The 14,779-nt window shown below is 64.6% G+C and carries 5 protein-coding genes; 1 reads left to right on the plus strand and 4 read right to left on the minus strand.

Features of this window, described 5'->3' with window-relative positions; translation table 11 throughout:
- Window positions 1-3: 3 nt before the first annotated feature.
- The 4 genes from KW838_RS25680 to KW838_RS25695 form a co-directional block, all read right to left on the minus strand.
- Window positions 4-1,062: a TauD/TfdA family dioxygenase gene (locus KW838_RS25680; RefSeq protein WP_218503933.1), complete on the minus strand. Its 1,059-nt coding sequence runs from the start codon at window positions 1,060-1,062 to the stop codon at window positions 4-6.
- 52 nt (window positions 1,063-1,114) lie between these two features.
- Window positions 1,115-10,348: a non-ribosomal peptide synthetase gene (locus tag KW838_RS25685; RefSeq protein WP_218503934.1), complete on the minus strand. Its 9,234-nt coding sequence runs from the start codon at window positions 10,346-10,348 to the stop codon at window positions 1,115-1,117.
- 243 nt (window positions 10,349-10,591) lie between these two features.
- Window positions 10,592-11,326: an alpha/beta fold hydrolase gene (locus KW838_RS25690; protein WP_218503935.1), complete on the minus strand. Its 735-nt coding sequence runs from the start codon at window positions 11,324-11,326 to the stop codon at window positions 10,592-10,594.
- 186 nt (window positions 11,327-11,512) lie between these two features.
- Window positions 11,513-12,685: an MFS transporter gene (locus KW838_RS25695; protein ID WP_218503936.1), complete on the minus strand. Its 1,173-nt coding sequence runs from the start codon at window positions 12,683-12,685 to the stop codon at window positions 11,513-11,515.
- A 269-nt stretch (window positions 12,686-12,954) separates the two neighbouring features.
- On the opposite strand from KW838_RS25695, the gene KW838_RS25700 reads away from it, so the two are divergent.
- Complete coding sequence (locus tag KW838_RS25700) at window positions 12,955-14,778, plus strand: glycoside hydrolase family 15 protein (protein ID WP_218503937.1); 1,824 nt, start codon at window positions 12,955-12,957, stop codon at window positions 14,776-14,778.
- The last annotated feature ends 1 nt before the right edge of the window (window position 14,779 follow it).

Genomic DNA, 14,779 nt, shown 5'->3' on the forward strand with positions numbered 1-14,779 from the left:
TCCTTATTCCTGATCCAGGTCGGCGCTTTTCTGCGCGATGGCCATGGCCGTGAGGATTTTTCTGTAGCCGGTGAATTCGTTGCGCGCATGCACGCTGAGGATGTTGTCGAGCAGGACCACGTCGCCCTTCTCCCAGGCGAACTCGACCATCACCTCGCGGTAGATGCCTTGCAGGTGACGGATCACGTCGTCGGGAATCGGCGAGCCGTCGCCGAAGAAGGTGTTCTGCGGCAGGTCTTGCGGGCCGAATTCACGCAGCAGGTTGTCGCGGATGCTGTCCGGCAGGGTCAGCGCGTTGAAGAAGGTGCCGTGGTTGAACCAGATGCGCTCGCCGGTCAGCGGGTGACGCACGATGGCCGGGCCGTTCTGCCGCGTGCGCAGGCGGTTGCCGGACTTCCACTCGGCCTGGATACCGATCTTGGCGCAGTAGGCTTCGACCTCTGCGCGGTCCTCGCTCTGGAACACGGTCTGCCACGGCAGGCCCATGCCGTCGCCGTAGTTGCGCACGTACATGATGCGTTTACGGGCAAATTCTTCGCGCACCGCCGGGTCGATCCGCGCGAGGATCCGGCGGGTATCGCCGAAGGGTGTTTCGCCGCCGGTGGCCGACGGGGTGTCGCAGTAGAAATACAGGTGACGCGGGAACACCGGCGAATACGAGTGTTCGTTGTGCGGGAAGATTTTCTCCGGCGCCGGGTAATCGGTGGAGCTGTAGATCTTGAACTGACCGGTGATCTGGGTGCGTGGCGAGGCGCGGAACAGGTACTCCAGCGCACCGCCGGATATCGCATCGACGCAGCGGTTGAACTCGCCGATATCGGCCACCTGGAAGCCACGGAACAGGATCACCGCGTGCTCCAGCAGCTTGCTTTCGATCAGCGCGCGATTCTGGCTCGCCCATTCCACCAGGTTCACGCCAGACACGGCCGGGCGGCACACCAGCGGCATGCTGTGGCCTTCGAACATCGGCGCAAAACTCACCAGCCGCGTCGGATCGGTGGACAGGCTTTTGCGGGCACCACGACCCATCTTGGGAATGGACTTGGTCGTTGAAACGGTCATAAACCCCTCCAGAAAATGTTGACGGCGGCGCTAAAGGACGCCGTCGCCTGTATCAGTCCGCTGCGGTTTGCGCGGTCGACGCGCCCCGGTTCGCCGAGCGGCGCTTGATCGCCATGGCACCACCAAGCAGGGCCTTGCGTTGCTCGTTCAAGCGCGCATCGGCACGGCGCTGGACATCGCTGGCCAGGTTCAGCAACTCACCGACCTGCAATGGCTCAGCGCCTACCAACGCCTCGAGCACCGCCCGGATCTGTTCGAACAGACATTCCAGCGTGCTCGGCAGGTACTGGCCGGCCGGTGTCTCGAAGCTCAGGTGGATGTGCTGCACGTCGTTGTAGAACGCAGCGACCATGCCGATCTCGGCGGCCTGACGCCCTGACGGGAAATCCTCCACGTGCAACCCATCCATCGAGGGCAATCGACCGACGCCTTCCTGGTAAATCAGCTTGATGTCGAACAGCGGCGAACGTCCGGCCCGGCGCGGCAAGCGCAAGGCTTCCACCAGGCGCTCGAACGGCAGGTCCTGATGGTCCGAAGCCTCCAGCACCGCCCGGCGACAGGCCTCCAGCAATTGCGCTGCCGGCTGCCCGGCATCGACTTCCACTTGCAGTACTAGTTGGTTAACGAAGAAGCCGACCATTTCTTCAAGCTCGGCTTGATTTCGGTTGGCGATATCGGTGCCGATGCGCACCCGACTGACCTCGGTACGCTGGCGCAACACCAGGGTGAAACCGGCCAGCAGCAGCATGAACAGCGACAGGTCGCGCTGTTGGGCAAAGTCGCGCAACTGCTGGCTGAGTTCGGCACTGAAGGTGAAATGCGCGCTGGCTCCTTCTTGCGCCGTGCGTCGGTCGCCATCGGCGGGCAGCTCCAGCACGGCTTGCGGCTCGGCAAGGCGCTGCTGCCAGTAGTCGAGCTGGCGTTGCAACTCGCCGCCCTGCTCCAGCCACTGGCGCTGCCATTTGGCGAAGTCGGCGTACTGCACGCTGTGCGCCGGCAGTTGCGGGGTCTGGCCACGGTTGAAGGTTGGATAGAGCGTGACGAATTCATTGATCAGCACGCGGAACGACCAGTCATCGGCGACGATGTGATGCACCGTCAGCAACAGCACATGTTGGTCAACTGCGACCCGCAGCACCCGCACCCGCAGCAACGGACCGTGGCGCAGGTCGAATGGCCGCGCGACCTCCTCGCGGGCCAGGTGCTGCGCCTCGACGTCCGGCGCCGGCAGATGCCGCAGGTCGCCGGCCTCGAAGCTCAACGGCAATTGCCGGTGTACCCGCTGCCAGGTCTGGCCGTCTTCCTCGTAGAAGGTGGTGCGCAACACCGCGTGGCGCTGCACCAGGGTTTCAAAGGTCTGGCGCAGGGCGTCGAGGTTCAGCTCGCCGCGCAGGCGCAAGGCACCCGGCATGTTGTACATCGAGCTGTCCGGCTCCAGGTTCCACAGGAACCACAGGCGCTGCTGGGCAAAGGACAGCGGCTGGCGTTCGCCAGAGGTATCCGCCACCAGCGCCGGGCGTTCACAGCGGTGTTGCAGTGTCTGTACCTGTGCGGCGAAATCCTCAAGGCGCGGGTGTTCGAACAGGCTGCGCAGGCTTACCGACAGCCCCATGCGCTGGCGGATCTGCGAGACGATTTGCGTCGCCAGCAAGGAGTGCCCGCCCAATTCGAAGAAGCTGTTTTCGCGGTCGACGCGATTGACCTGCAGCACCTGCTGCCAGATCTGCGCCAACTGGATTTCCACTGCCCCCTGCGGTGCGCTACCGGTTGCGGCCTCCCAGACTGGCGGGGCCGGCAATGCGGCGCGGTCGAGTTTGCCGTTGCGGTTGAGGGGCAACGCGGCCAGCACCACCAGTTGCGTCGGCAGCATGTAGTCCGGCAGGCGCTCGCCCAAGGCGCGGCGCACAGTGTCGGTGAGTTGCCGCGCATCGGCGTCCAGCTGTTCATCCGAGGCCGGCACCACGTAGCCGATCAACTGCTTGCCGCCGACGCCTTCGTGCACCAGCACTGCGGCTTCGCTGATCATCGGCAGGCCTTGCAGGTGCGCCTCCAGCTCACCCAGTTCGACGCGGAATCCGCGAATCTTCACCTGGTGATCGATACGCCCCAGGTATTCCAGTGCGCCGTCCTCGCGATAGCGCGCCAGGTCGCCGCTGCGGTACAGCCGTGCCCCCGGTGTGGCGGAGAACGGATCGGCAATGAAACGCTCGGCGCTCAACCCCGGACGCTGGTGATAGCGCTGGGCAAGCCCGGCGTCACCGCCGATGCACAACTCGCCGACGCAACCGGTCGGCAGCAGGTGGCCTTCGCTGTCCAGCACATACAACGCACGCCCCGGCAGCGCGCGGCCAATCGGCACGCCAAGGGGGTTGCGGGTATCGGCCAGGGTGCATTCGTGGGTACTGGAAACGACCGTGGCTTCGGTCGGCCCATAGGTATTGAGCAGGCGCACATCGCCCAGACCGGCGGCATGCCACAACTTCAGGCCTTCCAGCGACATGGCCTCGCCACCGACGTGGACCTGACGCAAGCGCCCTTTCTCACGCTGCGGTTGCGCAGCCCACTCTTGGGCCAGCAAGAACCAGTAGGCGGCCGGCAGGTCGGCCAGGGTCACGCCGTGCGCGATGATCTGCCGATAAAGGGTGTCGGTGTCCCACAAGTCATCGCCGCGCATCACCAGCGCCGCGCCCACGCACAGCGGCGGGTAGCACTGCTCGACAAAGCCGTCGAAGCTGAAGGTGGCGAATTGCAGCACACGGTCTTGCGCTGTGAGTTGTGAATAGTCCGCAGCGATCACGCAAAACTCGCGCAGCGCGGCGTGGGCCAGGCACACGCCTTTCGGGCGTCCGGTGGAACCGGAGGTATAGATCAGGTAGGCGAGGTCTTCCGCGCTGGCGAGGTTTTCCGGGTTTTCGGTGGAGTAACCGTCAACGCTCGCCTCCAGCGCCAGGCGCGGCAAACCTTGCGGCAGCGCTACATCGGTGAGCAAGCCCGGTTGCGCCAACAGCAGGTCCATGCCGCTGTCTTCGATCATGTAGGCCAGACGCTCGGCCGGGTAATCCGGATCGAGCGGCACATAACCGGCACCGGACTTGAGGATGGCCATCAGGCTGACGATCAACTGCGCATTGCGCCGCACCGACAGGCCGACCCGTTGCCCCGGCGCCACACCCAGGGCGCGCAGACGATGGGCGAGTTGGTTGGCTTGCGCATTGAGCTGGGCGTAGGTCAGGCACTCGTCGCCGACCATCACCGCCAGTGCATCGGGCGTGCGTGCCGCCTGTTGCTCGAAACGCTGATGGGCCAGCAACGGGCTGTCGAGTGGCGGCGCAGGTGGACGCGAACCGGCCAACACCTTTGCTTGAGCCTGTGCATCGAGCAAGCTGATCGCGCCCAATGCCTGCTGTGGCTGTGCGACGAACTGCTCCAGCACCTGCAACAGGCTGGCGCCCAACTGGCTGATCTGCGCCGCGCTGAACCGGCTGCGGTCGAAGCTGAAATCCACACGCAGGGTGGCGCCGACTTCGATACCGAGGGTCAGCGGGTAGCTGGTGATTTCGTGATTGCGCAGCGCGCCGAAGGTCAGGCCCGCCGGCGCACCTTGCTTGAGGGCTTCGGCCACCGGGAAGTTCTCGAACACCAGCAGGCTGTCGAACAGCGCCCCCTGTTGCCCGGCCCAGCCCTGGATGTCGTACAGCGGCACGTGTTCGAACTCGCGCAGGCTCAGGTTCAGTGCTTGCAGGTGGTTGAGCCATTGGGCCACCGACTGCCCTGCCGGCGGCGCGGCAATGATCGGCAAGGTGTTGATGAACAGCCCCAATTGCTGCTCGATGCCCGGCAGCGGTGCGGAGCGTCCGGCCATGGTGGCGCCGAACGCCACGCAGGATTGGCCGGTGTAGCGCTGCAACAGCAGACCCCAGGCGCCTTGCAGCAAGGTATTGAGGGTGATTTTCTGCTGGCGGGCGAAATCGCCCAGGCGCTGTAGCGCGGCGCCCTCAAGGGTCAATTGATGCTCGCCCATGCCGCGCCCTTCGACCGGTGTCGGCAAGGCTTGCGCCAGCAGCGTCGGCGTTTCCAGTGGCGCCAGCGCTTGCTTCCAGAACTGCTCGGCGGCCAGCAGCGGCTGCTGTTGAATCCAGCCCAGATAATCGCGGTATTGCCCCAACGGCCTGGCCAGCGTCTGCCCGGCATACTGCTGGATCACTTCGCCGAGCAACTGCGCGTTGCTCCAGCCGTCCATGAGGATGTGATGGCTGGTGTAGATCAGGTGCCAGTCTTCAGTGCCTCGGCGCACCAGCACCAGGCGGAACAACGGCGCGGCGCTGAGTTCGAAGCCGCGACTGCGCTCCTCGGCGGCCAGTGCATCGAGGTCGAGGTCGGCGGCTTCGATGACTTGCAGTTGCAGTTCGATCTGGCGATGAATCACCTGGTGCGCAGATTCCAGTCCTAACCAGTGGAAGCTGCTGCGCAGGATGTCGTGTCGGTTGATCGCCGCCTGCCAGGCCCGGCCGAATGCCGCCAGTTCCAGTCCCTGGATGTCCAGGCGCAATTGATTGATGTAAGCCTCGGCCTGGGGTTCGTAAAGGGTGTGGAACAGCATGCCCTGTTGCATCGGCGTCAGCGGGTAAACGTCCTCGATGCTCGGCGCCGGGACAGGCAAGGCATCGAGTTGCGCCCGGGTGATGCGCGCCAGCGGGAAGTCCGACGGCGTGACCTGGCCTGGCGTTGTCGCGCAGCAATGTTCGATCAGTGCCTTGAGCTCTTCGGTGTAGGCATCGGCCAGTCGCTGCACCGTGGACTCGGCGAACATGTCGCGACTGAAACCCCATTGCAGCGAGAGCTGCCCGCCATACACCTGACCTTCCACGGTCAGCCAGTTGGCCAGCGGCGCATCATCGCCCTGGGCCTGGCCAGCACTTTCCACGGCCGGGACGAACAGCGCAGCCTCATCGAACTGACGGTCGAACTGCCCCAGGTAATTGAAGGTGATGCGAGGCGCCGGCAGGTCTTGCAGAAGCTTGCGCTGCGCCGGTTCGCCGAGATAGCGCAGCAGCCCATAACCCAGGCCTTTGCCGGGAATGGCGCGCAGTTGCTCCTTGATCGACTTGATCGAATGCGCCGCCCCGGCCTCGGGTTGCAGGCGCACGGGAAACAGGCTGGTGAACCAGCCGACGGTGCGGCTCAGGTCGAGGTCGTCGTCCAGGTCTTCGCGGCCGTGGCCTTCGAGCTGGATCAGCGTCGAGCCCTGCCCGCTCCAGCGGCAGATGACCCGCGCCAACGCCGTGAGCAACAGGTCATTGACCTGGGTGCGATAGGCCGCCGGTGCCTGTTGCAGCAATTGACGGGTCAGTTCGGCGTCCAGTGTCGATTCGATCTTGTGCCCGTGGCGCTGCTGCAAGCTGCCCTGCGGATACTCACACGGCAGGTCCCGGGCATCCGCCAGCTGCGCCTGCCAGTACGGCATTTGCCCAGACAAGCTGCCGGCATGCTGTTGCAGGTGCGCGGCCCAGGCTTGATAGGCGCTGGTTTTCTCGGGCAGCGCCACTTGCCGGTAAGCCTGTTGCAAGTCTTCGAGCAGCACCCGCCACGACACGCCATCCACCGCCAGGTGATGGACCACCAGCAGCAGGCGCTGGCTGCCATCGTCGAGGTTGACCAGCAAGGCGCGCAGCAGCGGCCCGTTGGCCAGATCGAGGCTGCGTTGCGCTTCATCGCACAGCGCAGTCAGGGCTTCGGCGGAAGACGCCCGACGCAGCCACAACCCAACGGATTCGACCTGCGGCCCATGGTGTTGCTGCCAGCCTTGGGCACCGTCGATGAAGCGCAGGCGCAAGGCGTCGTGGTGGTTGATCACGGCGACCAACGCCCTTTCCAACGCTTGCGGATCCAGCGCTTCCCGGGGCGTCAGCAGCAGCGACTGGTTCCAGTGCTGACGCTGGGCAATGGCCTGTTCGAAGAAGTAATGCTGCGCTGGGGTCAGGATCACCTCGCCGCTGACCGGGCCTTGATCGATGTTGCTGCGGCTATCGAACGTCGCGACCAATGCCAGGCTGCGCACAGTCTGGTACTGGAACAGATCCCGCGGACTGAGACGAATGCCGGCCTGGCGGGCGCGGCTGACCACCTGGATGGAAATGATCGAGTCGCCGCCGAGTTCGAAGAAGTTGTCTTCAAGGCCCACCGGTTGCGTGCCCAATACGTCCTGCCAGATCTGCGCCAGCGTGGTCTGCATGGCATCCTGCGGTGCGACGAACGCCTGTTGCGGCGCGGCGTCCGGTGGCGGCAAGGCCTTGCGGTCGAGCTTGCCGTTGGCGGTCACCGGCAAGGCATCCAGCGGCATCAGGTACGTGGGCACCATGTATTCCGGCAGGCTGCCGAGCAGCCAGGCCCTGAGGGTTTGCGGCCACTGCGCATCGGCGTCGGCGTTTTCCAGCACCAGGTATGCCACCAGATGCTTGCCGCCCTGCACCAGCACCACGGCCTCGCGCACCAGCTCATGCTGCATCAGGCGGGTTTCGATCTCCCCCAGTTCGATGCGCAGGCCGCGCAATTTGACTTGATGGTCGAGACGACCGAGGTACTCAATCACGCCATCGGCGCGTTGCCGGACGCGGTCACCGGTGCGGTACAAGCGCGCGCCGTCGTGGAACGGACACGGCACGAAGCGCTCGGCGGTGAGCGCCGGACGCCGGTGATAACTGCGCGCCAGCCCGGCGCCGCCGAGGTAAAGTTCCCCCGCCACGCCGGCCGGAACCGGGAGCAATTGCGCATCCAGCACATGGGTGCGCAGGTTGGCGATGGGCCGGCCGATGGGCACGCTGTCGGCGCCTTCATCGACGCAGGTCCAATGGGTCACGTCGATGGCCGCCTCGGTCGGGCCGTACAGGTTGTACAACCCGGCGCCCGGCAGTTTTTTGAACACCTGCAATTGCGCATCCAGCGGCAAGGCTTCGCCACTGCAAGCAATGCGTTTGAGGCCGGTGCACGCCTCGACACCCGGCTCATGGATAAACGCCTGGAGCATCGACGGCACAAAGTGCAGCGTGCTGATGCCGTGGTCAGCGATGAGGCGGATCAACTGCGCCGGTTCCCGATGTGCGCCCGGTGGCGCCACCACCAGACGCGCGCCGGTCATCAGCGGCCAGAAGAACTCCCAGACCGACACGTCGAAACTGAACGGGGTTTTCTGCAATACCGAATCGCAGCCATCGAGCCCGTAGGCCTGCTGCATCCAGCACAAGCGGTTGACCAGCGCCGCGTGACTGTTGCCGGCGCCTTTGGGCTTACCGGTGGAACCGGAGGTGTAGATCACATAGGCCAGGTTCAACGGATGCACCTCGACCTGCGGGCAGGCGTCGCTGTAGCCGTCGAGCCAGTTGTGCTGCCGGTCCAGGGCGATGACCTTGACGCCGTCGGTGGGCAGCGCGCCGAGCAGATTGCTTTGCGTGAGCAGCACGCCAATCGCGCTGTCGTCGATCATGTAGGCCAGACGTTCGGCCGGGTACTCCGGGTCCAGCGGTACGTAGGCACCCCCGGCCTTGTGAATGGCCAACAGGCCTATGACCATGTCCAGCGAACGCTCGACGCAGATCCCCACCAGTACATCCGGGCCAACACCCTGCTCGCGCAGGTAATTGGCCAGTCGATTGGTGCGGGCATCGAGTTGCGCGTAGCTCAACTGGCGCTCGCCAAACACCAGCGCCGGCGCCTCGGGCGTGCGTCGGGCCTGGGCCTGGATCAGCTGATGCATGCACTGTTCGACGGGATAGACCTCGGCGGTGCGGTTCCAGTCCTGTACCAGCACCTGTTGCTCATCGGCGCTGAGCATCGGCAACTCACCGATTTTTTGCGTCGAGTCGTCGACTAACGCCTGCAGCAGGCGCGTCCAGTGCCGGGCCATGCGCGCGATGGTGTCGGCTTCGAACAGATCGTTAGCGTAGGTCAGCGCGGCGTGCAGCTTGCCACCCTTCTCCCAGGTGTCGAGGGTGAGGTCGAACTGGGTGGTGCGGCTTTGCCAGTCGATGCTGCCCAGCACCAGGCCGGAGGCGGTGCTGACCGAGGCCATGTCGGCCACGTGCGGCTGGTGGTTGTACATCACCTGGAACAACGGCGTGTGACTGAGGCTGCGCTCCAGTTTCAACGCTTCGACCAGGCGCTCGAACGGCAGGTCCTGATGGGCCTGGGCGCCGAGGGCGGTTTCCTTGACGGCGCGCAGCAGGTCATCGACCCGGGTCTGGCCGTCCAGCTGGGTACGCAGCACCTGGGTGTTGACGAAGAAGCCGATCAGGCCTTCGATTTCCGCGCGGTTGCGATTGGCGATGGGCACGCCGACGCGGATGTCGGTTTGCCCGGTGTAGCGATGCAACAACGCGTTGAAGGCGCCGAGCAACAGCATGAACAGGGTGATGTTGTGCTTCTGCGCGGTGCTGCGCAGTTGTTCGGCCAGTTGCGCTTCGACCGCGAATTCATAACGGGTGCCGCGATAGCTCGGCATGGCCGGGCGCGAATGGTCCAGGGGCAATTCCAGCACCGGATGTTCATCGCCCAGTTGCGTCTGCCAGTACGCCAGTTGCCGCGCCTGCTCGCCCGCCTCCAGCCAGCGGCGCTGCCACAGGGCATAGTCGCTGTACTGGATCGGCAACGCTGCCAGCTGCGGCTGCGTGCTCGCATCGAAGGCGTCGTAGCAGCGGATGAATTCGTCGATCAGCACGTTCATCGACCAGCCGTCGGAGACGATGTGGTGCAGGGTCAGCAACAGCACGTGCTCAAGTTCTGCGAGCTTGAGCAAGGTGACCCGCAGCAACGGGCCGGTCGCCAGATCGAACGGCAGCATCGATTGCTGCTCGGCGGTGTGCGCCACGGCCCGTTCGCGCTCCTCGGCGGGCAGTGCGCTGAAATCCAGCTGTTCGATCAGCAGCGGCGCCGTGGCCGGCACTTGCTGCAAGCTGTCGTCGACCTGACGCTGGAACAGCGTGCGCAGGGTTTCATGCCGCGCCACGAGGCTGGCGAACGCCTGCTCCAGCGCCGACAGGTTCAAGTGCCCGGTCAACCGCACCGCGCCCGGCAGGTTGTAGGCGCCGCTGTGCGGGTCCAGTTGCCAGAGGAACCACATGCGTTGCTGGGCGTACGACAACGCCTGGCGATCCTCGGCCTCGATGCCGGCCGGGATTGGGAAACGGGCGAAATCCACGCCCTCCTTGTGCAAGGCCGCGAGGAACATCTGGCGCTTTTCCAGGGGCAACCCGATAAACCGGCGAGCAAGTTTCAAGGAGTCTTCAGCATTCATCTATCGGCATCCGCATCAGTAGGCAGCAGGCGCAAGGGCGCGTCGTCCCTATAAAACGAATGCAGGCGGGAAAAATTAGCGGATCAGGCGAAAGGTGAAGCGCGGAAAACAGCGCAATGAAAACCACTGTGGGAGCGAGCCTGCTCGCGAAGACGGCGTGTCAGTCGACATCAATGGTGTCTGACACATCGCTTTCGCGAGCAAGCCCGCTCCCACAGGTTTTGTGGTGAATTCAGAATAGAGTCAGCTCACAGCCATCAACCCATGCCGCCGATAATGCCCCTCAAGCTGGTCCTTGATCACCCGCAGCACCTTGGCCTCCTGCTCATGGATGAAGAAGTGCCCGCCGGCCAGCATGTCCACCGAGAAACTGCCGAGGGTTTCCTGGCTCCAGCCGATCAATTGCTCGGCGGTGGCGCGGTCGGCCTTGCCGCCGAGCACGTGCACCGGGCACTTGAGCAACGGGCGCTGGATCGGTGCGAAACGCCCGCACAACAGGAAGTCCGCGCGCAGCACCGGCAGGGTCAGGCTCATCAACTCTTCATTGGCCAGGATCTCTTCGCTGGTGCCGTTGAGGGTGCGCAATTGCTCGATCAGTTCGGCATCGGTTTTCGGCTGGGCAAAGCCGCGGTCGTAGTCGGCGCGCAGGGTCGGCGCGGCAGTGCCCGAGGCGAACAGCGCGACCGGTTCAGGGCAACCCAGCGAGCGGAACGCGTGAGCCATCTCGCAGGCCAGCAACGCCCCCATGCTATGGCCGAACAACGCATACGGCGCCTTGAGCGTGGCCTTCTGTTCGTGGGCCAGTTGCAGCGCCAGGCGGCGCATGTCGGTGTGCAGGGGCTCGCCATAGCGCGCGCCCCGCCCCGGCAATTCCACCGGTTGCAGTTTGAGCCATTCCGGCAGCTTGCGCCGCCAGCGGCTATAGACCATGGCACTCGCGCCCGAATAGGGCAGGCACAGCAATGTCAGCGGGGTCACCGGGCTTTCCTCGAGAGTTGTCTGCTTGGAGAACGGATGAGGTGCCCAAAGAATTAGCCATATGAATAACCCTGTGGGAGCGAGCTTGCTCGCGATGGGGGCGTGTCAGACACCAATGATGCCGACTGATACTGCGCCATCGCGAGCAAGCTCGCTCCCACAAGGAAATGCCCCGCAGTCAGATCTTCATTTCAAATGGTGATAGCTCGGGATCGCCGAGCCGAGCACCACCGCCCCCGCCGCAATCGCCAGCCAGAACCCGCTGCGCGCGCCGAAGGCGTCCACCAGCCAGCCGGAGCCGGCGGCGCCGATCGCGACGCCGATGCTCAGCCCGGTGACCAGCCAGGTCAGGCCTTCGGTGAGTTTGGCCGGCGGCACGATCTGCTCAACCAGGGCCATGGCGACGATCAGCGTCGGGGCAAAAAACAGCCCCGCGACAAACACCGCCAGCGACAAGCCGAGAATGTTCGCCGCCAGCAACAACGGCAAGGTGGTCACCGCCGTTGCCACGCCGCCGTACAGGAACAGGCGCGCCAGCGGTACTTTCGAACGCAGTGCACCGAAGGCCAGCCCGGCCAGGCACGAGCCGATGGCGTAGACCGACAGCACGATGCTCGCCGCCGCCGGTTGACCCTGCTGCTGGGCGAAGGCGACGCTGACCACGTCCACCACGCCGACGATGGTGCCCATGGCGACCATCAACAGCATCAGCAATTGAATGTCGCGCGAGCGAATGATCGAGCCTTGATGGTGATCTTCGTGGGGATGTACCGGCGGCTCCGTGCTGCGCTGCAACACGAACGCAGTGACGCCGACGGCCAGCGCCAGCAAGGCCGCCAATGGCCCGGCCTCGGGAAACGCCGCCACACACAGGCCAACGGAAAGCGGCGGTCCGACGATGAAGCAGACTTCATCCAGTACCGATTCCAGGGCGTAGGCAGTCTGCAGCTCGGGGCAGCCTCGGTACACCTCGGTCCAACGCGCCCGCACCATCGCCGACATGCTCGGCATGCAACCGGCCAGCGCAGCGAAGACAAACAGCGTCCAGTGCGGCGCCTGCAACCGCGTGCACAGCAACAACAGCAACAGCGCCCCACCGCCCAGCAATGCAGCCACCGGCAGAATCCGCCCCTGGCCATACCGATCCACCAGCCGCGAGACCTGCGGCGCACAAAAGGCCGTGGCCAGGGCGAACGTCGCCGCCACCGCGCCGGCCATTCCGTAGCCCCCCTGCAATTGCGAGAGCATGGTGATCAGGCCGATGCCGGTCATGGAAATCGGCATGCGCGCGAGCATGCCGGCCAGTACGAATGCGCCGCTGCCAGGGGCTTTGAACAACTCGCGATAGGGGTTTGCCATGGGTCAGGTCTCATCAGGGGACTGCACGTTGCCATAACGGCTGATTGCGGGGGAAGCGTGGAATTGTTGGTTGAATGTGAAGACCCCTTCGTCGGAACGCCGCCCGGGGCAAGCCCGCTCCCACAGTTGATTTGTGTACGCCGTCCAATGTGGGAGCGGGCTTGCTCGCGAAGGGGCCAGTACAGACAACCCACACCCCCGCCAAATGAACTCTCGACCACCCAGACCAGTCAGCTAAATAGGCCCCAGATTCCCGGAGTTGCGCGACTATGGCTGATCACCCCGAACGCCAAAGCCCCATCGACGCCCACGGCATCATCGGCGACATGCGCAGTGCGGCGCTGGTCAACGACAAGGGCAGCGTGGATTTTTTCTGCTGGCCGGAATTCGACAGTCCGACAATCTTCTGCTCGCTGCTGGACACCCCCGAGGCGGGGATTTTCCAGTTGTCGCCGGACTTGCCCGACGCCCGCCGCGAACAGATTTACCTGCCCGACACCAACGTGCTGCAAACCCGCTGGCTCAGTGACCGGGCGGTGGTCGAGGTCACCGACCTGCTGCCCGTCGGCGACACCGAGGACGACCTGCCACTGCTGATGCGGCGGATCCGCGTGGTCAGCGGCCGCGCCACCTTCCACATGCGTTGCGCGGTGCGCCATGACTATGCCCGCGCCAGCACCCGCGCGAGTATGGATAAGGATGACGTGATCTTCGAGGCTGCCGACCAGCCGTCCCTGCGACTGTGCGCCGATCAAGCCATGCACATTGATGCCAATGGGGCGGTCGCGCAGTTCACCCTTGAGCAAGACCAGACAGGCGAATTCCTGCTCGGCGCCCTCGACGATCCGCGCTTCAAGGAAGGTGCCGCCGATCTGTGCCTGACACGCACCCTGAAGTTCTGGCGCGACTGGATCGGCCAGTCCAACTACCGCGGGCGCTGGCGCGAAATGGTCAACCGCTCGGCCCTGGCCATGAAGCTGCTGACCTCGCGCAAGCACGGCGCCATTCTCGCCGCGGCTACTTTCGGCCTCCCGGAAAGCCCTGGTGGCGAGCGCAACTGGGACTATCGCTTCACCTGGATCCGCGACGCTTCGTTCACCGTCTATGCGTTCATGCGCCTGGGCTTCGTCGAAGAAGCCAACGCCTACATGCGTTGGTTGCGCGGGCGGGTCAGCGACTGCCGGGGCAAGCCGATGAAACTCAACATCCTGTATGCCATCGACGGTCGCCAGGAGTTGCCGGAGATCGAGCTGACGCACCTGTCCGGTCATGGTGGCGCACAACCGGTGCGCATCGGCAACCAGGCGTACGAGCAGGTCCAGCTCGACATCTTTGGCGAGCTGATGGACGCGATTTACCTGGTCAACAAGTACGGCGAAGCCATCTCCCATGAAGGCTGGAAACACACGGTGGAAGTCATCGACCAAGTCTGCGAAACCTGGGAGCAAAAGGACGTCGGTATCTGGGAAATGCGCGGTGAGCAGTACCACTTCCTGCATTCACGGCTGATGTGCTGGGTCGCCCTGGACCGCGCCATCCGCCTCGCGTCAAAACGCTCACTGCCCGCCCCGTTCGCCCGCTGGGACCAGACCCGCCAGGCGATCCATGCCGACATCTGGGAGAACTTCTGGAATGAGGAGCACGGGCATTTCGTCCAGCACATCGGCGGCACCGGCCTGGACGGTTCGATGCTGCTGATGCCGCTGGTGCGCTTCGTCAGCGCCCGCGACCCGCGCTGGCTGGCAACCCTGCAAGCCATCGAAAAGAGCCTGGTGCGCGACGGCATGATCTACCGCTACCGCAACGACGACAGCCGGATCGACGGCCTGCCCGGCAGCGAAGGCGCCTTCGCCGCCTGCTCGTTCTGGTACGTCGAATGCCTGGCCCGCGCCGGCCAGCTCGACAAGGCCCACCTGGAGTTCGAACAGCTGCTCAGGTACGCCAACCCGCTGGGGTTGTATGCCGAAGAGTTCGACAGCCATGGGCGGCACATGGGCAACACGCCGCAGGCGCTGACGCACTTGGCGTTGATCAGTGCGGCGTGTTTTCTGGATAGGAGGTTGAGTGGGGAGAAGGTTGTTTGGCAGCCTTGAG

Origin of the sequence: Pseudomonas sp. PDM27, assembly GCF_019219205.1 — a bacterium.
GTDB lineage: Bacteria > Pseudomonadota > Gammaproteobacteria > Pseudomonadales > Pseudomonadaceae > Aquipseudomonas > Aquipseudomonas laurylsulfatiphila.